The sequence below is a fragment of the Stieleria sedimenti genome (genome assembly GCF_025060895.1).
Lineage (GTDB): Bacteria > Planctomycetota > Planctomycetia > Pirellulales > Pirellulaceae > Stieleria > Stieleria sedimenti.
Genome location: NZ_JANZKV010000004.1, coordinates 40213 through 65442, shown reverse-complemented (window position 1 = coordinate 65442; position 25230 = coordinate 40213). Strand labels below are relative to the sequence as shown.

Genomic DNA, 25230 nt, shown 5'->3' with positions numbered 1-25230 from the left:
ACATGGTGATCGCTGTTGCGGCTCATGAAGTCGACGCAGGCAGCACAGGCAGCGATGCAATCGAGCATCAGCTCGACGTGCGTTTGCTCGACGTGGTCGCCACCTTCCGACAGGCAATGACTGATCAGCATGTCAGCACAGGTCGTTTGGCATTCTTGGCAGTTTTCGATGCACTCTTTCATGGATGCGGTTGCGGCACTCATTCGTTTCTCCTTTAGAAATTGTTGTTGCGTCCCCGTTGCCGCTGCATTAGCGGTATGCAACTTGCATACCACTATGGGGTATATTGGAGAATGACTTTTTGACAGCCAGGAGAAATCATGGACCACGATAAGAAACACGAGACGTCCTTGCCGGTCGCCGATCCGTCAACGCAGATCGACCCGGTTTGTGGAATGACCGTTTCGGCGGATAGTCCACGATCGGCTGAGTTTGGTGGCAAGAACTACGTTTTTTGCAGCGACGGATGCTTGAAAAAGTTCCAAGATGATCCTGCGGGGGTGCTGGCGAAGCGATCACAGAAAGAGGCATCAAGCGGTTCGCCTTGTTGCGGTGGCGGCGCAGCGGTGCAGATCGAGGAAACCTCGGATACTTCTTCGTGCTGCAGTGGTCACTCATCGACCAAGGCGAGCGATGCGCCCGCAGACCCGACGGCGATCTACACCTGCCCTATGCACCCTGAAATCGAGCAGGTTGGGCCAGGCGATTGTCCGATTTGCGGGATGGACTTGGAGCCGAAGGTCGTCGCATTGGATGACGGGGGTGAAGATAAAAAGTACGCCGACATGAAACTTCGCTTTTGGGTGGGCGTTGCGTTGTCGATGCCATTGCTCGTGATCGCGATGGGGCCGATGGTGGGTTTGCGGGTCGCGGATTGGATGAGTCAAAGCGTCTTTGGCTGGTTGCAGTTGGCGTTGGCGACGCCGGTTGTGTTCTGGTGCGGATGGCCCCTGCTGGTTCGCGGAGCCAAATCGTTTCGCACGATGAACTTGAACATGTTCTCGTTGATCGCGGTGGGAACGTTAGCAGCCTATCTTTTCAGCTTGGTCGTCGTGTTGCTTCCTGGTGTGATCCCAGAAGCCTTCTTCGAGAACGGTGTTCCACCTCTGTATTTTGAAGCGGCAGCAGTGATCATCACGTTGGTGTTGCTTGGGCAAGTGTTGGAACTGCGAGCACGCCAGCAGACGGGCGGAGCGATTCGCGAACTCATGAAGCTTGCCCCCGACACGGCACACCGAATTACAGACGATGGCGAAGAAGACGTCTCGCTCGATTCAGTCCACAAAGGCGATCGGCTGCGAGTTCGTCCTGGTGAGAAAGTTCCGGTCGATGGGAAAGTTCTCAGCGGGTCGAGCAGCGTCGACGAGTCGATGTTGACGGGCGAGCCGATGCCGGTGAAGAAGGTGGAAGGTGACGAAATCACGGGCGGAACGTTGAACCAGACCGGTGCGCTCGTGATGGAGGCCGTCGGTGTTGGCGGGGACACGGTTCTGAACCGTATCGTGCAAATGGTTGCCGACGCTCAGCGAAGCCGCGCCCCAATTCAGAAGCTGGTCGATGTGGTCGCGCGTTACTTTGTGCCAGCGGTGATCGTTTGTTCGATTCTCGCGTTCATCGGCTGGGCGGTGTTTGGTCCAGAGCCGCAACTGGCTCATGCGTTCGTAGCGGCCGTTGCGGTGTTGATCATTGCTTGCCCGTGTGCGTTGGGACTGGCGACGCCGATGTCCGTGATGGTGGGTGTTGGCCGAGGAGCGAAGGAAGGCGTGCTGATCAAGAACGCTGAAGTCCTCGAAGTCATGGAGAAGGTTGACACGATTGTCGTCGACAAGACAGGCACGCTGACCCAGGGACGACCGGAAGTGACAGGCGTCGAAACGTTTGGTGACTGGAATGAGAACGAGGTGTTGACGTTGGCTGCGGCGGTCGAATCGCAGAGCGAGCATCCGTTGGCTCAGGCGGTCGTTCGCCGAGCGAAGGCGGATGAGTTGCAGCTTGTGGAGGCGAGTGAATTCAATAGTATCACCGGTGGTGGCGTTCGCGCTCGCGTCGATGATCATGATGTGTTGATTGGCAAGGCTGACTTGTTGGACGAACAAGGCATCGAGGGCGTTGATGCGGGGCGAGACAAAGCGGGATCGCATCAGGTCGAAGGTGCGACGGTTGTGTTCGTGGCGATCGACAACAAGCTGGCGGCACTTCTCGCCATCACTGACCCGATCAAGCAAAGCACGCCTGCAGCGCTAAAGACGTTGCATGAACTGGGGTTGAGAGTGGTGATGTTGACCGGCGATGCCGAACCGACCGCGAAAGCCGTCGCATCCAAACTGGGCATCGACGAATTTCATGCTGGGGTTTCGCCTAAGGAAAAGCATGATTTCGTTCGCAAGCTGAAGAAGGAAGGCAAGACAATTGCGATGTGTGGCGATGGGATCAACGACGCTCCTGCACTTGCCGAAGCGAACGTTGGCATCGCCATGGGCACCGGGACGGGCGTTGCGATTGAGTCTGCCGGTGTCACGCTTGTCGGTGGCGATCTTCGCGGTGTGGCTGCGGCGGCAAACTTGAGTCGCAAAACGATGAGCAACATTCGTCAGAACTTGTTTTTCGCTTTCATCTACAACACCCTGGGAATTCCGGTCGCAGCTGGGTTGCTGTATCCGATCTTCGGCGTGTTGCTCAGCCCCATGATTGCAGCAGCAGCGATGAGTTTTAGCAGTGTGTCGGTGATTGCGAATGCGTTGAGATTGCGGGCAGCCAAGCTCACATAGTTCCGGTTGGTCGATTTGCGACCAGCGCATAGGCTCGGTAGACCGTACAACTGAACCCCTTTTCGCAAATGACTTCCAGAAAGTTCACTGCAAACATACCCCTCGCAGGTATCTAGCCGATCTGAAAAGCAAGCCAACATGCCGCTGCTCAGATCAAAGGAGTGATTTCAGTGCGATCGTTTTTGTTCAAGTCCGGACTATCAGTCATTGCGACTGCCGGAATTTTTTGTACCGCTGCCAGTGCCCAAATGCCTTCGATTGGTAACACGGCTTCGGCGATCGGTCGCACATTCACGCCTCCACCACCTGTGCCATCGGCACCCTACGGTTTAGATCAGCTCGATCCAAGCGGGCCACTATTTCCCGGTGTTCGCATCGACGGCAGCGACTTCGGTAGCGCGCCAGCTCCCGTTTACGTCGACGGCGAAATGATCTCGGAGACGTTCCCAACGGAAACAGAAGTCCAAGGATACAGGCTAGATGATTTCCTGACTCTGGCGGCTCAGAACAATCCCACGATCCGTCAAGCTCGACTGCAGATTTCAGCACAGACCGCCAAGGCATTGCAGGCAGGTTTGTACCCCAACCCGACTCTGAACTACATCGGCGAACAGATCGGAGTTGATGTCGAAGGCGACAAGGATTCGCCGGGCGAGTTTCAGGGTATGACAGTGAGTCAACGTTTTGTCACTGCCGGCAAGCTAAAATTGAGTCGTGAAAAATACATGCGCCGTGCTCATATCTCCGAACACCTCGCGATGGCTCAACAGTTCCGCGTCTGCAATGACGTGCGGATTCACTTCTTCCGAGCGTTAGCGGCTCGCGAAATCGTCGAGCTGCGAAAGGAGCTGTTGAAAACGGCCGAAGATGGTGCTGTCACTGCACGCGAGCTTTACAACCAAGGCCAAGCAACACGTCCACAAGTTCGCAAATCGAGCATTGCGTTGCAGCGGGCGAGGCTAGACGTGTTGTCCGCAGAGAATCACTACCGCGAATCATTTCGACGGTTGGTTGCGATCGTTGGTGTCGACTTGACCGACGGTGTCGTGTCCGGCGAGCTGATGCCGCAAGGTGAACCGCTTTCTTATCAGGAGGCGATGTCTTTGGTGCTGACGGAAAGCCCAGAACTTGCCGCCGCCCGAGCGAAGTTGGCGGCGGACCGCGTCACCGTCAGACGTGAACAAGTCGAGTGGGTTCCGGACATCGTTGCCGAAGGCGGAGCCGGATACAACTTCGAGGCCAAAGAAACCACGGCAGCGGCCGGAGTCTCGATCGAACTGCCTGTGTTTGATCGGAACCAGGGCACAATTCGCCAAGCCCAACTGGACTATCGCCGGCAACAGGAAGAGATTCGACGAACCGAGTTGATGCTGCAGCAGCAGATGGCCAACGTCTACCAGCAGTATCTGACGGCACTGCAAATCGCGACGGAATACGACCGGGTGATCATTCCCGAAGCCGAATTGGCCTATCAAGAATTGCTCGAAAGCTACAAAGCGAACCGAGTTGATTGGCCGACCGTTCTGGATGCACAGATGGATTACTTCGACTCACGTTTAACCCGAGTCCAACATCTCGAACAAGTCCGCACGAACGAAGTTCTCGTCCGAGGCTACCTGCTGCACGGCGGTTTGATGGCAGCCCCAGGGCCAACGCCACCAGGTCATATCGACGCGGTTGCGAAACCTCGTTAATCAACGCTTCGTCTTCACGAAAAACCATTCACAACAAACAGTTTCAATCTCATGCCCAGCCCAGAAGATCGTCGTAAGTTTTTGAAAGTAGGCTCTTTCGCCGCAGCAACTGGTTTCGTTGGCAATTTGCTGGGACGCGATGCCAATGCGCAAGAGCCCATGCAGCACAGCGGCATGAAGCAACACGACAACATGCCGCAGCCAATCGGCAACGCCTCGGCTCGCCCTGAAATCCCGGCCTCATCTGAGGTCGCCGCGGAATACGAGGGATTCTCTCGCTTCAAACCCAGTCGCGGGCTCGATCCAGACTCGGACTATTACATCGGCAAGCTGGTTCCAGGGTTTCGCAAGGCTTCCGATGGCCCCGCGCCATTTGAGGCTCCCGACATCCCAACGTTGCCCTACAAGATGGACAACGGTGTGAAGGTGTTTGAACTTGTGCCGATGGCAGTTCAGCAAGAGTTTCATCCTGGCGTGAAGATGAACGTTTACGGTTACAACGGCAGCATGCCTGGCCCGACGATCGAAGTCACTCAAGGCGATCGAGTTCGCATCGTTGTCACCAACGAACTGCCGGAAGATACGTTCGTGCATTGGCACGGTTTTGAGCTGCCCGTTCAGTATGACGGAGCCGCCACGTTGACACAGAACCCCATCAAGCCTGGAAAGACGAAGGTCTTTGAGTTCGACATCCATGAAGAAGGCACGTTTTTCTATCACTCGCATGTTGCGATGCAAGAAGCGTTTGGGCAAGTCGGATGGTTCATCGTCCATCCCAAGAGAGTCTTCGACCCGCCGGTGGATCGCGATTTTGGATTGCTGTTTCAGAACTTTCATATTCCGCCGACGCACACGATTAGCGATTCGTGGTCGATGGACTGGAATTGGCACACGATCAACGGCAAGAGTGGCCCCTACACGACACCGCTTGTATGCAAACATGGCGAGCGTGTTCGTGTGCGACTGTTGAACTTCGCCCCGATGCAACACCATCCGATCCACCTGCATGGGCATACGTTTTGGGTGACCAGTCACGAAGGGGCTCGCATTCCCAAGAGTGCCTGGGTTCCACGCAACAACGAATTGGTCGGTGTCGCTCAGGCTTCGAGCTTCGAGTTCATCGCCAACAACCCCGGCGATTGGATTTTCCATTGTCACATGATTCACCACATGATGAACCACATGGTCAAACAAGTGGGACCGCGAATGCGCGATGACGCTTCGGTCGATCAGTACCTCGCGAATCTCAGCAGCCGCCCGCAGGTCGACGCTTCACGAAGTGACAAATTTGCGACGCCAGGCTACCCACAGAAGATGCAGGGCATGGAGATGTCCGAGGATTTTATGAACGCGATTTGGAGCCGAAAGGAAGTTCGCGGAATGCGAGCGAACTATGCGATGTCGGTCAAAGGATTGATGACCGTGCTGCGAGTTCTGCCAGACGATCTGTATGAGTTGGTAATGAACAGCGACCAGCCGGTTGAAAAGGGAGCGGTATTCGCTGAAATCGTTCGTCGTTTCGGTGACCCCGGTAAGTACGAAGCTGCGCCCAAGATGATGATGTGAAGCGGACTAACTGCGGAGCCGTTTAGAGGCTAAAATCGGGAACTCCGCGAAACCAACCTGACTAAAAGTCTCCACGAATGCTGACCGACGACGAGAAAAAGAAGCTCAACAACCGACTTCGACGTGTCATCGGACAAGTCGAAGCGGTTGGTCGTATGATCGAGGATGAGGAATACTGCGTCGATATCCTTATGCAGTTGTCCGCCGCGACGGGAGCACTCAACAAAGTCGGCCAGATCGTCCTAGAGCAGCACATCCGATCCTGCGTCAGCGAGGCGATCAAGAGTGGCAGTGCCAAGGACCGTGACGAAAAGGTCGAAGAGCTGATGACAGTCTTTCGGAAGTACGGCGAGTGAGTTATTAACGCGATGAATTGGTTCCTGACTACTGGTGGGTTTCTGGTGACCTGCCTTGGCGTCTGGGAAACCTTCATGGCAGTTCTGCATCCTCGTGCGACGGTTGGCCCGATCACGAAAGGCATCAATCGTGGCTTTCACTTTTTAGTCCGAACGCGAATGTTCGCTCATCCGCGAGTTGTGGTTTACTGCGGACCGGCGTTGATAGCGACGCAGGTGTTGTGTTGGGCGACGCTACTGTTGCTTGGAGTCAGCCTGATCGTATGGCCTCAGCTCGGCACGGGCATCACGGCAACCGGACTGACACCGACGGATACGGATTTTGCAATCGCGGTGTATTACGCTGGTTTCACGATCACCACTCTGGGTGTGGGCGACTTGGTGCCGCGAACGCCAGCAATGCAGTTCTTGACAATCACCGCTGCCGGCTTGGGGTTCAGCTTCTTTACGCTCGTGTTGGCTTATGTCATTTCGGTCTATTCAACCCTGGCCCGTCGCAACCAGTTTGCCAACGAAATTGAGTATCGCACCGGACGAACGGGCGACAGCTTTGGCTATTTGCGAGCGTATCTGACCGGGAACGATCCTTCGTTAGTCAACCAAGACCTATACACGATGTCGTCGAACATGGCGGACTTGTTGGAGTCGCATCATTTCTATCCGGTCCTGCATTACTTTCGATTTAGCGAACCGCGGTATGCAATGAGCCGAATGCTGAGATTCTGCCTGGAGGTATCTTCGATGATGCGAGCGGTGCGGCAAGTCGATGCGGCCAAGCTCCCCGCCAGCTCCGAGGCTGTTGATCGGCTTTGGCACGCTAGCATGCAGATGCTGGAGGAGACCAAACGGCATTTCGTGATCTGTCACTCGACGCATGACGCGCCCGACCCACGGTTGGCGATCGAGATTTCACCGTTGATCGGCGACTCTGACGATTTATTGGACCAGCTAAAAGCTGCCTTTGTCGATCAGCAATCCGAGTGGCTTCACGACCTGAACGCGCTAGCCGTTTGCACCAGAAGCGAACCCCGAAAAGAATCCTGAAATCTTTTCACGAAGTCGTGAAGAAGCGTCGGGGCCGTGCATCCAAAGAGCATCAAAGAAGAGATTCCCTCAGTGGGAGTCCTCTGAAAGCTCTTGGAACTGTCCGCCATGAACCGTCGTCACACCAATGCTGCCACTCGATTGTTTGCTGCTTTTGCAGTGATCGCGGTGCTGTTGGCGTCCTCACCGGCCGCCCGAGCAGGATCAAACGACGCGAAGCCTTGCCTTCATGCGTGCTGCCAACCGCAGCATGTCGGGCACGGCTGCTGTGACAGTGATCCTTTGCACGAATGTCCCGCGATGGCTTCGTGTGAATTAACGGTTTGGCTGCCGCCGAGAACTTCCACCAACGATCTGACGCCTCGCGGTTTGGACCGCAGTGACTTCTTACGGATTGACTGGAGGACGGAGTCGGTCGCACTCGTGCGGTCGGTCTCGTTGGTTCGTCCCAGCTCTCTGATTGATTGGCACATTCGTCTTCAGATTTAGCAGTTGGCTCTGCTTCGACTTGCGAAGCCAGACCAATTCAAAAATGAAGATGTCTCTGTTCCCAAATCGGTGCATGTCGATGTCGGCTGCGCCATCAATCCTGGAGTTTCCAAAATGTTAGCGACTGTATTCTCTGCTGTTTTGTTTGCCGTTTCGCTGGTCCCTGCTGGTGATGTTGGCACCGCCGCATCGGCTGAGCCGACGTGTTGTGCCAAGCATGCATACTGCTGCACTGTCCAAGCGGCGTGCTGTGGCAAGCAAGCGGAACCGACAGCAACCACTGACGAAGTGGCCGGCGCAACTTCTCAACCGACTTGTTGTGCCAAGCGTGCCTATTGCTGCTCGGTAAACGCACGATGCTGTGGGAAGCACGCTGGAACGAACGCAGCAACCAGCGACATCGCCAGTTCAACAGGCAAACCGACCTGTTGTGCAAAGCGAGCGTACTGCTGCAGCGTCGGTGCGGCCTGCTGTGGAAAAGGATCGGCAAGTGCAACGGAATCGAAATCGGCTGAACTCAGCTAACCGCTTCTGATTCCGTTCGATCCCACATCAGCCGGGCGAGCCTGAACACTCGCCCGGCTTCTCTGTTTAAGGTGCCATGATGGACACATTCAAACACCGATGGCATCAGTTGCCGATTAGCCGGCAACTGCTTGTCCTCGTCAATGCAATTCTCTTTGGATTTGTCGTTCTGTTTCTTGTCGTTGACTACCGAGTACGGATGGATCGGCATTTGAAAGAGAAGCAGATCGCGTTGACCGAAGAAGCGAAAACGATGTACGAATCACTGTTGGTCGCTGAATCCAACGGCGGCGAGGCGATTCAAAATCTAGTCGACAATGTCTGCGCTCGAATGAATACTGACGATTCGCCCGGTCACCATATTGCTGCGGATTGGCGAGGGCTTCCGTACCAAGCTGTCTCGCATGGGCATGCTTCCGACGAAATGCTCCTGGCAATGCGATCGACTGTTGATTCAACCCTCGCCAGATCAAATGCTACCGGCGCGCTCGTTGTCGGGTCTTTTACTGGATCAGCGGGCACGGTCTACATTTCAGAGAAACGTTCAGCCGTTGTGGGCGCAACACGCCGCTCGTTGTTGATCCAGATGTTCGGAGTCCTATTGCTGGGAGGGATTACTGCCTTCGTGGTCAGCGCGGTACTTCGGCAATTGATCGCCAAACCAATCCAAGGTTTCGTTTCGGCGCTGCGGAGTGTTGCGGCCGGAGACCTAAGCGTGATTGCACGTACTCGAAGCTGTCGAGAACTGAGTTATCTGGCTGATCAGATCAATTCGATGACCGAGGCTTTGGATCACGCTCAGCGCGACCATCGCGTTCACATGGAAAAGGCGCGTCAAATTCAACAGAACTTACGACCGACGGTGAATGGATTGGTTGGAATCGACGTCGCAGAATTGTTCGAGCCGGCCGACGATGTTGGCGGTGACTACTACGACGTGATTCCATTGTCCGATGGACAATATCTACTTTGCGTCGCGGATGTGTCGGGTCATGGCGTGCCGGCCGCGATGGCGGCGACGTTGTTGAAGGCGTTTGTGTCGGAAGCGGCAAAGAAATCGTCCAGCCCCGCCCAGATTCTGACAGATGTCAACAAGCGATACTGCGAGTACGTGATGATGGGACACTTTGCGACGATGACGCTACTGGTCGTTGACCCAAAAAGGCGACAACTGACCTACGCCAATGCAGGCCATGAATTTCCGTTCTTGCAGATTGGACGCGAAACACCGGTGCGATTGAATGTGGGCGACCTGATTTTGGGCGTCGAGGACGATACCTACTACAGCGAAGAAACAATCCAGCTCGGCGATACGGCCCGTTTAGTCCTTGTTAGCGACGGAGTGACTGAAGCGTTTGACCCGAGTGAAGAACAGTACGGAACGGAGCGGATTGAGCAGTTGATGAACACCGCCAAACGCTGCAACGCTCGGGAACTGGTTGAAGCGTTTGAGTCGTCCATTGAGGCATTCCGCAAGGGCCGCAAGGCGTTCGATGACACCACGCTATTGGTGGCTCAGTTAACTTGAATGGGCTGCGGTATCGTCGCCGATATATCGTCCGATTGTGAATCCAGCATCTTTTGGAAGCGTCGGTAGAAGTGACAGACGTTCGCGATCGCAAAACGCCGGACTACTCGATACGCCAACCAACGTATCGAGCGTGTGGATTGAGACTTCATGGTAGAATGTGCTCCCGCGTTAGTGGCAACAGCTTCCGCCACCCGATGAGGGACGCTGCGAAACTGAAGTGGGAGCGGTTGTGAACGAATTTGCTGCGGGCGGTTGATAGTCAGTGTCGAATGCAACCGTCGTGTCGTATTGAATGTTGGCGGCAGCTTGCTCGGCGTATTGCTGAGCAGTCATTGCCGGTTCGTCTTTTCGATTGCCCACCCAGGGCAGCGATTGGCATCCGGCGGACAGTAAGAGGGTCAGAGTGAGCGCAGCGGTAGCACAGTATTTCCATAGCGATTTCATGACGACGTCCTTGTCGTAAGTTGAAAACAAAAAGGCAGGGACGGCGTGGTGACGTCACCACTTGCGTGAATCAGCCGCGACACCGCCCCCGCGTGAGTCAGATCGGAAGCGAGCAGTTCTCGCTCCCGAGTTGATTAACGAATCAATGGAGCATCGACTCCTTGAGACTTTAGAACAGCCAGCCACTTTTGCGGCTCGGCCACAATCTTCTTCGCGCATCCAGGGCAACAGATGTAGATCGCCTTTCCATCCGCATTGACTTTGTATGGCCCACCCATCGCATCAAGCGGTTCGTCCATCACAGGACATTTCTTTTGTGCGGCAATGAACGGCGCATCGGCAGAAACGACCTTGAAGATGCCTTCCCGAACTTGTTCGGTACCTGCGGGAACGGACGCTTGATTACCGCTGCCGTAAACCATTGCCAAATACTTTGCTGGCTCGGCCTGAATCTTCTTGATGCATCCTTTGCAGCACAGATAGATGGGCTTATCGCCGACCATCACCTTGATCGGTATACCCATGCCACCAAGTGGTTCATCCATGACGGGGCAGGTCTTCTGGGCCGCGATGGCCGCTGCGTCGGCTTGGGTTGAGGTCGAGACAGTGATCTTTGCCGTCGTCGTGGCAGCAGGCTGGGCACTGGCTTGCGTGCCGTTGCCATAAACCATCGCCAAATACTTCGCTGGCTCAGCCTGAATCTTCTTGATGCATCCCTTGCAGCACAGATAGATCGGCTTGTCACCAACCATCACCTTGATCGGCGTACCCATGCCGCCGAGCGGTTCGTCCATGACGGGACAAACTTTCTGGGCGGCAATGGCTGCTGCATCGGCTTGGGTCGCTGTGGTGACCGTGATCTGCGGGCGACCGGCGGCATACTTAGCCGGGTCCGACTTGACCGTGCCCACACAGCCCGCACAGCAAACGTAGAGCTTCTGTCCGTTGACATCGACTGCGACGGGATCACCCATGCTGCCGAGCGGTTTGCCGCTGACGGGGCAGATTTTTTGTCGTGCGATCGCCGCGGCTGCCAGCTGTTGCTCGCTGGCCGGAACGGTGGCGACTTCGTTGAAAGAGATTGTGCTGGCCGCAATACCGACCAATTGCACATCGACGTCAATCTGTCGGCCAGCGATTTGCGACAAGTTCACAGGAGCGGTCAACGCTCCTTTGCCATCGGGCAACAAGTCGTAGCGATAACGTTTTGCGTTGCCTTCGACTCGTACCGACACGGCACCACGTCCCCGGTCAACCGACACCGGCTGACCAGCGCGGTCGTAGACGAACATTTGCAGTCCGCCTTGTGAAACAATCGTTTCGATTTGCAGGTTGCCGGTTTGCTTCAAACTGCCGCCATGCGGCCCCGCTTGCGTCGCTTCGCGAGCCTGCGTCATGCCGGGCATCGCGTGGTTGTGCCCAGCGTGATTGTGCTGCGATTGGATCGCCTGTCCAAACACGCCCGACGTGGACATCGCGAGTGAGAAAGCGGTGATGATGAGTGTTCGTTTCATGGGAGAACTCCGTTGTAATAGTGTCAGGACTCCATCCGTTGGGTCCGTCGATCTTGGTGAGGTTGGTTGATTGGATGCTTGAGTCGTGAATTCCTTCACGGTCAAAAGAAAAGTTTTATGCAGCTTTCATGAGTTCCTCCCCCGGCATCGCTTTGGTGCCTTCCCAAAGCTCGTCTTGAAATCCGAATCGCATCTTCAATTCGAGGTAACCGCAGTAGAGCGTTGGCACGATGAACGACGTGAACGGCTCGGCCAACATGCCGCCGAACACGGGAATCGCCATCGCTCGGGCAACGTCCGCACCACGGCCTGTCGCGATTAACACCGGAATCAACGCGGCAAGCGTCGTCACCGTGGTCATCATGCATGGCCGAATGCGTTTGAGCCCGGCTTCGTAAACCACGCTGCGAATGTCTTCGACCGATTCGATTTTGCGTTTCTTGAGAAGTTGATGGATGTAGGTCGCCATCACCACGCCATCGTCGACCGCGAGACCGAACAGCGCGATGAAGCCAACCCAAACTGCCGTATTGAGTTCGACGCCCATCGTTGCCACTGCAATCATGCCGCCAGCGAAGGCGACGGGGATACCGGAGAACACGGCCAACGAAATCGAGAGGTTTCGGAACTCCATGTAAAGCAACATCAGATTGATGCAGATCACCATCGGAATGATCCACATCAAACGCCGGTTGGCTTCGATCTGATTTCGGAAGCTCCCAACGGCCTCGAGAGAGTATCCCGCTGGCAGCGATAACCGATTCGGGTCGGACGGAGGCAGCGACTGTGCCGCGCGGAGCTGTTCTTCGATCGCGGAAACCGATTCCAAATCGCCCTTGCTGCCATTGGTCATGAAAGAAACATGAGCGACGAGTCGACCGTTTTCGCTGTTGATTGCACCCGGCCCCCAAGTCGTTTCCAGTGTTGCGAGTTCTTCCAATGGCACAACGGCCCCCGAGTGCGTGACGACGGGCAAACGTTTCAGACCGTCGATCTGTTCGCGGAGGTCGCGGTTGTACCGAAGCCGCACGGGATAACGTTCTCGCCCCTCGACCGTTTTAATCAGGTTCATTCCGCCGAGGGCTGTTTCGATGACTTGGTTCACCATCGACGAACTCATCCCGTACCGCGATGCCGCTTCGCGGTCGACGGTGAACTCGACGTAGGGTTTACCGAGAACGATGTCGGGATTTACCGTTCCGGCGTTGATCAGCGGCGACTTCTTCAGCTCAGCGGAGACATTCATGGCCGCGTCAGCCAACTCGTCGAGTTCGTTGCCGTAAACTCGAATGGCCATCGGTGCCTTGATGCCAGACTGCAACATCACGACTCGGCCCTCGATCGGTTGTAACGCCGACGCGGGCGTGACACCGGGCAACGTGGCGACTCGGTTGATTTCGTCCCACACGTCGCGAGCAGTGACGCCTTCTCGCCACTCGCTTTCGGGTTTGAGCATCACATAGGTTTCGACCATCGCGGCCGGCGCGGGGTCGAGTGCCGATTCGACGCGACCAATCTTGCCCAGCACGTCTTTGACTTCGGGAATTTGGCCGATCAAAACATCTTGCGTTTGCAATACCTGCATCGCTTGCGAGAAACTGGCTGCCGGGTACAGCGTCGGCATGTAGAACCAGCTTCCTTCGTCGAGCGCGATCCAGTCGTCGCTCTGCAACCCCGTAAAAACATGCTTGGCATCGACGTAGCCGGGAAAGTCATTCAGATCGGCACCGAACAGGTTCGCGAACTTTTCGACCGGACGAAGCACGGTTGGCATTCCGACGTAGGCACCCACGCCGATGATCAACAGCACCAACGGAAACGAAAGTGCGAATGCTTTGTGGTTCAGGGCGTGTCGCAATCGGGCTGCGTAGACCCAGCGAACGAAGCGACTAGACGGGATTTCCTCGATAGGCCGAATTCGCTCTCGCAGCAATTGCCAGCCGGCAATAAACCCAATCGTGCCCGCGATCACGGTCACAATCCAAGTATCCAAGCCGAAACGCTCTGCGAGTCGTGACCCCCACAAGAAATGGGACGCGGCACCGAGCAATCCGGAGAGAGACAACGCGGCAACCAGCGCGGTCGATTTTCGACGCACGCTGCTCCGCAACATTAATCGACACAAGGCGGGCACAATCGTGACGGCCGCGATCATCGCTGCAGCAATCGCAAATGTCTTGGTGTAAGCCAGCGGAGAAAACAGCTTGTAATCGCGACCGGTCAAAAAGAAGACCGGCAAGAAACTGACAATGGTTGTCGCCACGGCGGTCACGACGGCCGGTGCGACTTCGACCGTGGCTTCGTAGACGACTTCCGTGCGAGGTTGCTTGATTCTCTCCTCTTCGCTGCCAGTCTCCCAATCCGAAAGATGCTGGTAAATGTTCTCCGAAACAATGATCGCCATGTCGACCATCGTTCCGATTGCGATCGCGATCCCCGCCAGCGACATGATGTTCGCTCCGACGCCGACGAACCGCATCGCGATGAACGACATCAACACAGCGACCGGCAGACAGATCGCGACAACGAAACTGCTGCGGATGTGCAATAGAAACAAGAGGATGATGATCGCCGTGATGATGATCTCGTCGCGTAACGCATGCGTCAGCGTCGCCATCGTCTCGTCGATCAGTCCGCTGCGATCGTAGACGCCATGAATGGTCACACCTTGTAGCGACGGCGTTATCGCGGCAATCTTGGCTTTCACGCGGTCGATGACGACTCGAGGATTCTCGCCGTATCGCATCACGACCACGCCGCCAACCGCTTCGGCTCCGTTGTAGTCCAATGCACCGCGACGAAAGTCTGGGCCAATCTGCACATTGGCAATGTCGCGGACGCGAACGGGAACTCCGTCACGCTGCATGATGACGGTGTCCTCGATGTCCTCGACCGCTTTGTCTTTGTCACCGCCAGTACCGAGGAACCCCTTGCTGCGGACGATGAACTCCATGCCGGTCGTTTCGACTGTCTTAGCACCGACGTCCAAGTTCGATCCATTGATCGCCATCGCCAACTTGTCGAGCGATACGTTGTGAAAGCGAAGCTTGTCGGGATCGACTTCGATTTGATACTGGCGAACATAACCGCCGATCGACGCGACCTCGCTGACCCCTTCGACCGCCTGCAACTCGTACTTCACGACGAAGTCTTGCATGCTGCGAAGTTCTGCGAGCCCCATACCTTCGTCGGGTGGTTGTAACGTGTAGTAGTAAACCTGTCCCAATCCGGTCGCGTCCGGGCCAAGTTGTGGCACAACGCCATCGGGCAACTGTGACGCGGCACTACCGAGTTGCTCAGAAACTCGACTCCGTGCCCAATAAAAGTCAATTTCGTCCTTGAACGTGACCTGCACAAAGCTGTAGCCGAACATGCTCTTGCCACGCACCGATTCCGCACCGGGAACAGCGAGCAACGAAACGCTCAGCGGATAGGTGACTTGGTCTTCGATATCCTTTGGCGAGCGACCCGGCCAAGGCGTCAACACGATAACTTGGTTCTCGCCAATGTTGGGAATCGCGTCGATCGGAATCGACTTAAAGCTGACCCAGCCAGCGACGCTTAGCCCGATCGTCAGCAAGACGACCAGCCAAGGTTCTTTGACGCAGAAGCGAATGATGAGATTAAGCATGGTTCGTCTCCTTACTGCACCGTGCGCGCGATTGAGGGAACCATGCCCGCGGGCATCGCCATGTCACGAACGACTTCGCCGCACGTCAGCATCTCGCTGCCCCAATACGGGTTCTGCAAATCGCCGCCGGGCTGCATCCAGTCTCCACCGCCGCCGGGAACCATCGGGCAGTAATAGTGCGTCAACTTCACAGCCGTCTTCGGCCCGCGAGCCACCGTGGCCGCTCGCAACATCGCGTGACTGACGCCGCGATAGGCTTCGCGAGCCGTTTCCAACGAACCGTCCATGCGTGACGCCGCGCGGCGAGCGGTCGCGAACCGGCGTTGAGCTTCATCGGGAACATTGGCCAACATTTCCAGTTCGCGGAGACCTTCGATCAGCGTGTTCAACGCAACGGGCGGAGGCGTTTGGTCGGCCGCCATCGCACACTGGATTTCAAAGTACGCGTCGTAGGTTCGATCAAGCGTGTTGCCAGCGTCGCTGGCCAGCATGACAGGAGTGGTATTGGGAAGTTCCAGCGGTCCCGGCGAATAGCTAGGTGCTTTGGTCGGGTCCATCAACGATGGGTTTCCGGCGAGCTGCATTTGTGAGTCGATCAAGAAATTGCCACCTGTTGCAACCGTCTCGCCAGCCGAAAGCCCTTCGACGATCACCGCTTCTTTTCGATTCATGGGACCGACTGTCACTCGGCGAATCTCAAAACGACCGGGTTCGGTTTCGACATAGATCACGCTGTTCTCGCCAGCTAGAAGCACGGCGTCGCGCGGCACAGTCACGACTTGCTGCATCGGCAGGGGTTCTGATGCGAACCCGAGCTGCGATGTCGGCACCAAATCCATATCGCAAAGCGGGCACTTGCCCGGTTCGTCGCGGATGACTTGCGGGTGCATCGGGCTGATGTATTTGTTCGCCAGTGCCGGATCGTAAACTTGGTCCATTGGGATCGCTGGCACGGTCACCCGAGCAGTGGCGTAGTCGCCCGGTCGCAGTTTGCCGTCAAAGTTCATGATCTCGACTCGCACGCGTACCGTTCGAGTCTTCGGGTTCACGGTCGGGTCAATGAAAGCGACGCGGCCCGTAAATACTTCGCCCGGCATCGACTGTATTTCCGCTTCGACTTGTTGGCCGAAACGAACAGCCGATGCGTCGTCGGGAAACAGATCAAGCATCAACCAAACACTGCTCAGGTCGGCTACACGGTAAAGCTTGTCCCCCGTTTTCACATAGTCGCCCTCAACGGCTGACTTTTCGATCACCGTTCCACTTTGCGGTGACTTGATGCGGATACGCGACATTGGTTTTCCCGACCTACCCAACTCGTCGATCTGACTTTCCGTCATGCCCAGTTCCGTCAAATTCTCCCGTGCCATCTTGTTCAGATCGCCGCCAGAGATTTGAAAGCGACCGATCTTGCCATCGCTGTTCATGCTGGTGATGAACTCGGTTTGTGCGGTGTAGAGCTGCGGGCTGTAGATCAACGCCAGGTCGTCGCCTTCATTGACTTTCACGCCAGCGTAGTTCGCGTACATCTTTTCCAAGCGGCCGTCGATGTACGCACTGATGGTCGACAGTTGGCTTTCGTCGAAGTCGATCGAGCCAATAGTGCGGATCGTTCGACTAACTTCGCCCATCTTCGACATCGCGGTTTGAATACCGACCAATCGCCGGGCGGATGGTTCGATAGTGACCGAGATTCCATCGCCGCCTCCGCCGCCAGTCGCTTCGACCAATTCCATCGCACACACCGGGCATCGTCCGGGTTCGGTCGACGGTGGCGTACACATCATCGGGCAGATGTATCGATTGTCTTCGCCGCCGCCGGTTTCTGCGACGGTATCACCTTGTCCGCCGGAAAAACCATCCGCAGTCAACCACTTCGTTCGCTGTGCGACACCGAGTAAGAAAAAGACAAGACCGGCGACGATTACAACGGTCGCGGCTTGCACACCCGTGCGCACCAGCCATTTCATCCCGTCACCACGTTGAGGTGCAGTCGGCTTGGCTTCAATAGGCGTGGTCGTTTCTTCGGCCACCGCTTCCACTGGCTCGCTATCGGTCGGCGCATCCGTATCGACACTGCTGACTTTATCGTCAACGTCGGCTTCGTTGGGTTGGATTGGTTCGTCCTGATTCATTACAGTTCTCGCGGCGTTTTCCGGCACGCGTTTGTGGTTCCATCCACGAACGTCAGCTCAAGAGGTGACTGGCCGACGACGCAATGGAGGGGATCGCATCATCGACCAGTCATCGCCTCCAGGCTGTGACCGGTTCATTGTTTTGGTGACGCGATCAAATCGCGTGGGGATTGCATCTGGAAAGACTTCATTCGGAACGAGCGCGCAGCATCATTCGCGTGAAAGCCAACTTGAAAACGAAGAGCTACGAGCGCGCAGCTCTCCTATCGAGACGACGCTAGATGCGCCAGATGCAAAGAAACCGCTGAGAGAAATGCGGTGAGTGATCGCCGATCGGCAATCGTGACATCAGTTGATCTGGACGAATTGAAAGTCCAGCCTCGGATGCAACGTTATCCAAGTACGCAATCACGACTAATTCACGAACCTGAGGAACAGGTACGCGATGTGGTGCCGGTGCTAGCGGTTCTGATCGAATGCCACACATGCACGATGACAACGCAACTTGGTCTTGAACCAATTTCTCGTCGTCGGATTTCGGTGGCTCGGGCACGACGTCGGAGATTTCACCGAACAGGTCGTCATGCTTTGATTGTTCGCCTTTCTTCGTGCAGCAACTGCTGGCGCCTTCTTCATTGCCGCTACAGCAACCGCACAGATCGCCGTCCGTTTTCACTTCACAGCATTTGCAAGCGTGGCAGACCGTTTCGGCCTCGCAGCACTGACCTTGAGCACATATTCCCTGCGCAGCCACCAGCGCCATCGGCTGAATCACCATTGCAGCGATCAGACAAAGATTAACGGCGGTGCGAATTAGGGGGGAGTTACTCACTGTGACCTTCCGAAAAAGATACCCATGCCCGGTATATGAACTGTATCGGAAATTTGGCCGAAGAGTTCAATAGGAATTAACCGGTTAGACAAACTTTAACAGCTCAATTTTAGCTCATTAGGACCTGAACGCCATGGATCGGCATTCTTTGAGACTCAGAACGACCCACGCGAAACGATTGCTGCTAGCAGCATTGGTTGCCGCGTCGACGTCTGGTTGTGCCTCTCATCGCGGTGTTCAGGTAGCAAAAGTCGCCGATCCGGTCGCCGCTTCGCCCCCGATGTCGGGCGCGACCAGCGACGTCGATTGGCAGCAAATCCTCAGCGAGCCGGAAACTGCTTCCATACAGCCCGTCGGCTACAACGACGGAGTGGTGATCGAATCGCCCGCCGTCTTCGCTCAACCACCCCAGGAAGACAGCAAACGAAGTTTCGGAGACTTTCTGCAACTCGATCCGCCCAAGGAAGATGGGGAGTTTGAAGGTGGGAGTGGGGAGAAAGAAGACGAGCAGGAGGAAGGCACGGAGAAGGGGAGACAAGGAGACACGGAGAGTGATGAAGATGACAAGACAAATGACAATTCCGAGACTCCCGATCTCCCAGACTCCCTGTCTCCCCCTCTCCCAGACTCCCCTTCTCCCAACTCCCCAACTGGTCAGCCTGTCGAGTATTTCATAGGCATTGCCCTCGCACGTCACCCCAAAGTCCTCGCCGCCAGACAACGCGTCGCTGCTGCAACCAATGTCATCCCGCAAGCCAAAGCCTTGCCCGACCCGACATTCAACAACACCTTCTGGCCTTTGCACGACAACGCCATCCAAACCGCGGCCGGCCGGGTAGCTAACCAGATGTCGATTAACCAGATGGTGCCGTTTCCTGACAAGCTGAAAACCAAAGCGGTCATCGCCAGCCGCGAAGTGCAAATCGCCCAATCGGAAGTTGACGCGATTGCTCGCGAGATCACCGAGTCTGTTCGTCTCGCCTACTACGAAGTCTGGTTCGCAACCCGCGCGATTGACATCGTCGAGGAAACCAAAGACCTCGTTGCCGACCTGACCGACGTTGCAGAGGCGCGTTATCGCAGTGGCGGTTCGCAACAAGACGTATTGCGTGCCCAACTCGAAACCGATCGACTCGACGAACAGCTCATCACGCTTGCTCGGCAAAAGCTGGTTGCCCAAGCCGACCTCGCTACGCTGCTACAGCAACCCGTCGGGATTCTTCCCGAAGCAACGGATGAACTCGGTATCACTGACACGCCCCAGCAAATTGAAGAATTGATCGCGTTGGCCGAGCAATGCAACCCGAAGCTACGGGGCCTCGCATGGGAAATCCAACGCGACCGCGACAGAGAACGCTTGGCTTGCTTGCAGCAGTATCCAGACTTTAGTGTCGGACTAAACTGGGGATTGGTCAGCGACAACCATGACATACTTAGCCCAGTGGCCAACGGAAACGATCAACTCAGCATCAGTTTCGGTACAACATTGCCGATTTGGCGAGAGAAGATTAACGCCGGCGTCCGCGAAGCAGCTCATCGTCGCAGCAGCACGACTCGACGCCTGGAAGCCGAACGCGACGAACTTTACGGCAAGATTCGCCGACTGATCGTTCAAGCCGACGCCTTAGTCGAGCAACGCACCATCTACAAGAATCGCATCATCCCGCGAACAGAAGACACACTCAAACTTTCGATCGCAGACTACCGAGGCAAACGGACGGACTTTTTCACGCTGATCGAAACCTACCGCGAGCTGTTGATGTTCGAGACCCAACTCGCCCGCATCGACGCCACATTGGCCGGCACGATCGCCCAGTTGGATCGCACGGTAGGTTGCCCTCAATAAGAAGTAGGGGTGTTGGGGGGTGAAGGAGAAGGGAGAACACAACTCGCTCCTCCCTCACTCCCGACTCCCATCTATCAACCTCCGCAATTCACGCCGTGCCCGGTTCAACCTCGATCCAACAGTACCTTCGGGGATGTCTAGCGTCTGGGCGATCTCTTGGTATGACAGACCGCTCTCTTCTTTGAGCGTGAAGATCGCCCGTAGTTCCGGATCGAGTTGATCGAGTGCCTGGCGTACCATCGCGACTCGTTCGTCTTGCTCGACGTGGTCGGTTTGGTCAGCGGTCGGCTCGACCACCAGTTCTTTGGTCCGCCGATGTTTCTCGCGGCGTAGATGCTGCAGAGCTTCGTTGGTGGCCAGTCGATACAGCCACGTCTCGAACTTCGATTCGCCGCTGAACTGATCGAGCTTCGTAAACGCTCGGACGAAAGTTTGCTGCGTTAAGTCGTCGGCGTCCTGTTGACCGACCATCCGCACCATCAAGCGAAAGACGCGATCCGCAGTGGCCTCGTAAATCTGGCGGAGCGCAGCGCGATCGCCGCCGGCACCGGCCTTGACCGTTGCGTCGTCGATTGGCTCTTTGACATTGCTCTCACTGCGATGCTCCATTTGTCAGATTGTACCGATACCCGAGGGGGGTACTAGCGGCCTTTGCTACTAGGCGGGTGAATCATTTGCTGCTTCGTCTCGAGCAATATTTTGCAACCACCGCGGACTACGACGGCGGCGATCAGGATGCCGATGACGAGGTCGGGGATTTGCGAGCCGGATAGCTTGACGATCAGCCCGGAGACGATGACGCCGATGTTGGCGATGACGTCGTTGGCCGAGAAGATGTAGGAGGCGCGGAAGTTGACGTCGCCACCTTTGTGTTTCGCGATCAGACGGAGACAAATTGAGTTGGCGATCAGCGCAACGACGCCCATGCCCATCATCGCCAGACCAACGGGTTCGCCACCGCCAATGAATCGACGGGCGGCCTCGACTAGAACACCGACGCCCAAAATTAATTGCAGCACACCGCTAGCGGTGGCCGCGCTGCGGCGGATGCGTGCCGCTCGGCCGACGGCATACAGACTGATCGCGTACACACTGGCATCGGCCAACATGTCCAGCGAATCGGCAATCAAGCCTGTCGAATCGGCGACAATCCCGATGGCCATTTCCGTCAGAAACATCGCCGCGTTGATGACCAGAACGATGCGCAGCGTACTCCGCTGCGCATCGCTATCGGCTTCCAGTTCGCATCCGCAGTCCGCCATCAATTACTCTGTTGGCTGAGGTGGCTGTTCGCCGAACTTGGCTTCGTAGCGAGCGGCGAACTTGTCGAAGTTGTCTGGGTTGCAGGTGAAGCACTGCGAGTCGGGGCGACTGTGTTCGTCGCACCAGTCGCCTTTCTCCTTAAAGTCGCCGACCAAGCTGGTGTCGCACAAAGGACATTCCTCTTCGGGGACGCCGTGCTCGACGCACCACCAACCGCTGTGGTCGCCCGTGGATACTTCGGCGACCGGTTCCTCTGTCACTGGAGCTTCGTTGTTGCCGCAGCCCGTCACTCCGACGAACAACAGTGCAGCAAACGCAAACGACATTCCATAGATCAAACGCATTTTCATTTCCTTTGTGTAGAGACTTCTCATTCGGTTCCGACCCCGAAACGATCGGGAGCGGTTGCGACGCCATCAGCGCCGCGTGGTTCGCAAACGTGCCCATTGCTTTGATGGGCAACGATTTCCTCGTTGGCTAATTTGTTGTTCGAGATCGGCGACTGAAAAACCATGTAGAGCACTCGCAGGACCAGCAACGACATCACCATCGCGCTGATCACGCCGCCGATCACCACCGTGGCCAGCGGTCGTTGCACTTCCGCGCCCATTCCCGTGCTAAACGCCATCGGGATGAATCCCAATGCGGCGACCAGCGTCGTCATTAACACGGGTCGCAACCGAGTGAGTGCCGCTTCCTCGACTGCCTTTTCCAAACCGAGTCCACGCTGTCGCAACGCTCGGATGGTCGACACCAATAACATGTCATCCAACACCGCGACGCCGGATAGAGCAACGAACCCGATGGCCGCCGAGATCGAAAACGGCATGTCTCGCAGCCACAACGCGATGATGCCGCCGGTCCACGCGAACGGGATGCCGGTAAAGACGCGGACGGTGTCGACGATGTTTCCGTAGGTCATGTAAAGCAACGAAAAGATCAGCACGAGCGCGACGGGCACGACGATCATCAAACGTTGTCTCGCCCGAATCATGTTCTCGAATTGTCCGCCGAACTCGACGTAGTAGCGAGCCGATGGCATCACGATTTGTCTGTCAATCTTGCGGCGTGCTTCAGCGATGAAGCTGCCGACGTCGCGGCCTCGAACATTGACCGAAACCGTGACGCGGCGTTGACCCCATTCACGAGCGATCTGCGAAGGACCGGTGGTGACATCCACATCAGCCAGTCGTCCAAGCGGGATTTGCTCTCCGCGCGGAGTCGTGATTGGGATCGCTCGAATCGACTCTGGGTCGCCGCGGTACTCGTCCGGCAAACGAACCGTCAGTGGGAATCGCAACTGGCCTTCAAATACATCGCCAACCGGACGGTTGCCGATCGCTTCGACGATGTTCAACACCGCATTGGCCGGAACGCCGTATCGAGCAATTTCGTCCTGCCGGACTTTGACTTGCAGCATCGGTTGGCCAGTCAACTGTGTTGCCCCGACGTCGGCCGAACCGTTGACGGTCAACAACACACGTTCGATCTCGGCGGCCTTGTCAACGAGCACATCTAAGTCGTCGCCGTACAGCTTGACCGCGATATCGGAACGACTGCCGGTACCGAGTTCATCCAGTCGTAGCTTGATCGGTTGTGTGTAGGCCAGTCGCTGGCCGGGCAGGTCGCGAAGAGTTTCCTCGAACAACCGAGTCAGCTCGGCTTGCGTGCTCGCTTTTTGCCACTGCGAACGCGGACGCAGCGTGATGAATACGTCGGTCAATTCGAGTCCCATCGGGTCGGTCGCAATCTCTGCTGATCCGATGCGGCTCCAAACGTGAGCGACCTCGTCCGGAAACGCATCGAGCAACGCCTTTTCCATTCGCGTGTTGAACTGGATCGAATCGTCCAGCTCCGTCCCGGCCAATCGCACCACGTTGATCGCAACCGCACCTTCGCTCAGTTGCGGCATGAACTCGGTGCCAAGGTTGGGCGCAATCATTCCAAACGCGACGACCAGCACCGCCAACGCAAAACCGATCACAGCGATCCGTTGGTGCATCGTGAAATGCAAGATTGGTCGGTAGATGAGTTTAAGTATTCGCACCAGCAGCGGTTCGCGATGACTGATCTTCTTGGGCAACAGCAAACTGGCCAGCACCGGCATCAGCGTCATCGACAACAGCATCGAACCGGCAAGCGCGAAGATGACCGTCAACGCCATCGGTCGAAACATTTTGCCCTCGACCCCTTCGAGCGTCAGGATCGGCAGGTACACAATCATGATGATCAGCTCGCCGAACATCGTCGGCCCGCGAACTTCGACCGCTGCGTCGCGGATGCGTTCGAGTCGACTGCGGCCGAGCGGGTTTGCCAGACTCAAATGCCGGACGCAGTTCTCGACCATCACGACGCTGCTATCGACAACCAAACCAAAGTCGATTGCCCCCAGACTGAGCAAGCTGGCCGCGATGCCGAACCGCCACATGCCCGTGAACGCGAACAACATCGACAGCGGGATCGCCAACGCGACGATCAAACCGGCTCTTAAGTTACCAAGGAACAGGAACAGCACCGCGACCACCAGCAGGCCGCCTTCAAATAGGTTCTTGCGAACTGTGTCGATCACCGAGTCGACCAGTTCGGTTCGGTCGTACATCGTCACCAACGTCATGCCGGCCGGCAGGTTGGTTCTGATTTCCTCGACGCGTTTCTTTAAGGCGGCGGTGTATTGATGCGTGTTCTCACCCATCAGCATGAAACCAAGACCCATCACCGCTTCGCCGCGACCGTCGGCCGACACCGCACCGCGACGAATTTCGTGACCGATTTCGACGCTCGCGACATCGCTGATTCGCACCGGCACGCCGTCTACCGATTTGATCACAATCGCTTCGATTTGTTCTTCGCTGGATGTGCGTCCCAATCCTTGCACGAGCAACATTTCGCCGAGCCGGTCGATATTGCCGCCGCCGACGTTGCGATTGTTTTCTTGCAATGCCGTGATGACTTCGTCGAACGTCAGACCACGCGACACCAATCCCGCTGGATTGATGCGAACCTGGAACTGTTTTTCGTAGCCGCCCCAACTGTTGATCTCCGCCGTGCCCGGAACCGTCCGCAGTTGCGGCTTGACAACCCAATCGTGCGTCGTGCGAAGCTGGGTAAGCAATCGCAACCGTTCGTCTTCGGGTAGCGCCCGGAAGTCAACTTCGGGATACGTCAGCACGTAGTGAAAGACTTCGCCAAGTCCCGTCGCTACCGGCCCCATCTCTGGCCGCCCGACGCCTCGTGGTAGCTCGACGGTCGCCAATCGCTCGCCGACGACTTGCCGAGCGAAGTAGATGTCGGTGCCGTCTTCAAAGGTGACGACGACTTGCGAGAAGCCAAATTTGGAAACCGAGCGAATGTTTTCGAGCGATGGTAAACCGCTCAACGATTGCTCGATGCTGTAGGTAATCTGGCGTTCGATCTCTTCGGGCGAAAGCGACGCGGCGGTCGTGTTGACTTGCACCATCACCGGGGTGGTGTCGGGAAACGCGTCGATGTCCAGTTGAGTGAGCGCGTAGCCGCCGCCGGCAATCAGTACAACGACGGAGAGCAGTACGGCGACGCGATGGCGAAGCGATAGGTCGATGAGTTTTTCGAGCAT

General features: G+C 56.4%; 16 protein-coding genes. 8 read left to right on the top strand and 8 right to left on the bottom strand.

Annotation, left to right across the window (positions count from 1 at the left end):
- Positions 1 to 2 precede the first annotated feature (2 nt).
- From NZK35_RS00680 to NZK35_RS00650, 7 genes are all read left to right on the top strand, one after another.
- Positions 3 to 218 carry a hypothetical protein gene (locus NZK35_RS00680; RefSeq protein WP_259630671.1) on the top strand — a complete coding sequence of 72 codons (216 nt, stop codon included), beginning with the start codon at positions 3 to 5 and terminating at the stop codon, positions 216 to 218.
- Between the two features lie 102 nt (positions 219 to 320).
- Positions 321 to 2768 carry a heavy metal translocating P-type ATPase gene (locus NZK35_RS00675; RefSeq protein WP_259630670.1) on the top strand — a complete coding sequence of 816 codons (2448 nt, stop codon included), beginning with the start codon at positions 321 to 323 and terminating at the stop codon, positions 2766 to 2768.
- A gap of 248 nt (positions 2769 to 3016) precedes the next feature.
- Positions 3017 to 4462 (top strand): TolC family protein, encoded by a 1446-nt coding sequence (locus tag NZK35_RS00670; RefSeq protein WP_259630669.1) that lies wholly within the window; start codon positions 3017 to 3019, stop codon positions 4460 to 4462.
- 51 nt (positions 4463 to 4513) lie between these two features.
- The gene (locus NZK35_RS00665) at positions 4514 to 6028 is read left to right on the top strand and encodes a copper oxidase (RefSeq protein ID WP_259630668.1); all 1515 of its coding nucleotides are present in this window, start codon (positions 4514 to 4516) and stop codon (positions 6026 to 6028) included.
- Positions 6029 to 6105: 77 nt separating this feature from the next.
- Entirely contained in the window at positions 6106 to 6384 is a 279-nt protein-coding gene (locus tag NZK35_RS00660) for a metal-sensitive transcriptional regulator (protein WP_259630667.1), read from the top strand.
- A gap of 159 nt (positions 6385 to 6543) precedes the next feature.
- On the top strand, positions 6544 to 7428 hold the full coding sequence (locus NZK35_RS00655; RefSeq protein ID WP_259630666.1) for a potassium channel family protein: 885 nt from the start codon (positions 6544 to 6546) through the stop codon (positions 7426 to 7428).
- A 1093-nt stretch (positions 7429 to 8521) separates the two neighbouring features.
- Entirely contained in the window at positions 8522 to 9970 is a 1449-nt protein-coding gene (locus NZK35_RS00650) for a PP2C family protein-serine/threonine phosphatase (protein WP_259630665.1), read from the top strand.
- 171 nt (positions 9971 to 10141) lie between these two features.
- On the opposite strand, the gene NZK35_RS00645 is transcribed toward NZK35_RS00650, so the two are convergent.
- The 4 genes from NZK35_RS00645 to NZK35_RS00630 all read right to left on the bottom strand — a co-directional run bounded on the left by NZK35_RS00645 (position 10142) and on the right by NZK35_RS00630 (position 17697).
- Positions 10142 to 10417, bottom strand: a complete 276-nt coding sequence (locus NZK35_RS00645) for a hypothetical protein (protein ID WP_259630664.1) — start codon at positions 10415 to 10417, stop codon at positions 10142 to 10144.
- 134 nt (positions 10418 to 10551) lie between these two features.
- Positions 10552 to 11931 carry a hypothetical protein gene (locus NZK35_RS00640; RefSeq protein ID WP_259630663.1) on the bottom strand — a complete coding sequence of 460 codons (1380 nt, stop codon included), beginning with the start codon at positions 11929 to 11931 and terminating at the stop codon, positions 10552 to 10554.
- A 115-nt stretch (positions 11932 to 12046) separates the two neighbouring features.
- Positions 12047 to 15562: an efflux RND transporter permease subunit gene (locus NZK35_RS00635; protein WP_259630662.1), complete on the bottom strand. Its 3516-nt coding sequence runs from the start codon at positions 15560 to 15562 to the stop codon at positions 12047 to 12049.
- A gap of 11 nt (positions 15563 to 15573) precedes the next feature.
- Positions 15574 to 17697: an efflux RND transporter periplasmic adaptor subunit gene (locus tag NZK35_RS00630; protein ID WP_259630661.1), complete on the bottom strand. Its 2124-nt coding sequence runs from the start codon at positions 17695 to 17697 to the stop codon at positions 15574 to 15576.
- Between the two features lie 965 nt (positions 17698 to 18662).
- Here NZK35_RS00630 and NZK35_RS00625 point away from each other — a divergent pair.
- Positions 18663 to 20375, top strand: coding sequence for a TolC family protein (locus NZK35_RS00625; protein WP_259630660.1), 1713 nt, complete (start codon positions 18663 to 18665; stop codon positions 20373 to 20375).
- A 54-nt stretch (positions 20376 to 20429) separates the two neighbouring features.
- Here the strand turns inward: NZK35_RS00625 and NZK35_RS00620 are convergent, their stop codons facing one another.
- From NZK35_RS00620 to NZK35_RS00605, 4 genes are read right to left on the bottom strand one after another with little or no spacing between them, the layout of a single operon-like run.
- Entirely contained in the window at positions 20430 to 20984 is a 555-nt protein-coding gene (locus tag NZK35_RS00620; protein ID WP_197203807.1) for an RNA polymerase sigma factor, read from the bottom strand.
- Positions 20985 to 21016: 32 nt separating this feature from the next.
- Entirely contained in the window at positions 21017 to 21637 is a 621-nt protein-coding gene (locus NZK35_RS00615) for a cation transporter (RefSeq protein WP_146439880.1), read from the bottom strand.
- Positions 21638 to 21640: 3 nt separating this feature from the next.
- Positions 21641 to 21982 carry an RND transporter gene (locus tag NZK35_RS00610; protein WP_146439879.1) on the bottom strand — a complete coding sequence of 114 codons (342 nt, stop codon included), beginning with the start codon at positions 21980 to 21982 and terminating at the stop codon, positions 21641 to 21643.
- Between the two features lie 26 nt (positions 21983 to 22008).
- A complete protein-coding gene (locus NZK35_RS00605) occupies positions 22009 to 25230 on the bottom strand; it encodes an efflux RND transporter permease subunit (protein WP_259630659.1) in 3222 nt (1073 codons plus the stop codon).

Coding starts and splice junctions, on each gene's coding strand:
- NZK35_RS00665 (WP_259630668.1), top strand. CDS start 4,514: ATGCCCAGCCCAGAAGATCGTCGTAAGTTTTTGAAAGTAGGCTCTTTC.
- NZK35_RS00670 (WP_259630669.1), top strand. CDS start 3,017: ATGCCTTCGATTGGTAACACGGCTTCGGCGATCGGTCGCACATTCACG.
- NZK35_RS00645 (WP_259630664.1), bottom strand. CDS start 10,417: ATGAAATCGCTATGGAAATACTGTGCTACCGCTGCGCTCACTCTGACC.
- NZK35_RS00655 (WP_259630666.1), top strand. CDS start 6,544: ATGTTCGCTCATCCGCGAGTTGTGGTTTACTGCGGACCGGCGTTGATA.
- NZK35_RS00610 (WP_146439879.1), bottom strand. CDS start 21,982: ATGCGTTTGATCTATGGAATGTCGTTTGCGTTTGCTGCACTGTTGTTC.
- NZK35_RS00615 (WP_146439880.1), bottom strand. CDS start 21,637: ATGGCGGACTGCGGATGCGAACTGGAAGCCGATAGCGATGCGCAGCGG.
- NZK35_RS00625 (WP_259630660.1), top strand. CDS start 18,663: ATGGATCGGCATTCTTTGAGACTCAGAACGACCCACGCGAAACGATTG.
- NZK35_RS00635 (WP_259630662.1), bottom strand. CDS start 15,562: ATGCTTAATCTCATCATTCGCTTCTGCGTCAAAGAACCTTGGCTGGTC.
- NZK35_RS00660 (WP_259630667.1), top strand. CDS start 6,106: ATGCTGACCGACGACGAGAAAAAGAAGCTCAACAACCGACTTCGACGT.
- NZK35_RS00640 (WP_259630663.1), bottom strand. CDS start 11,931: ATGAAACGAACACTCATCATCACCGCTTTCTCACTCGCGATGTCCACG.
- NZK35_RS00605 (WP_259630659.1), bottom strand. CDS start 25,230: ATGCTCGAAAAACTCATCGACCTATCGCTTCGCCATCGCGTCGCCGTA.
- NZK35_RS00675 (WP_259630670.1), top strand. CDS start 321: ATGGACCACGATAAGAAACACGAGACGTCCTTGCCGGTCGCCGATCCG.
- NZK35_RS00680 (WP_259630671.1), top strand. CDS start 3: ATGGTGATCGCTGTTGCGGCTCATGAAGTCGACGCAGGCAGCACAGGC.
- NZK35_RS00630 (WP_259630661.1), bottom strand. CDS start 17,697: ATGAATCAGGACGAACCAATCCAACCCAACGAAGCCGACGTTGACGAT.
- NZK35_RS00620 (WP_197203807.1), bottom strand. CDS start 20,984: ATGGAGCATCGCAGTGAGAGCAATGTCAAAGAGCCAATCGACGACGCA.
- NZK35_RS00650 (WP_259630665.1), top strand. CDS start 8,522: ATGGACACATTCAAACACCGATGGCATCAGTTGCCGATTAGCCGGCAA.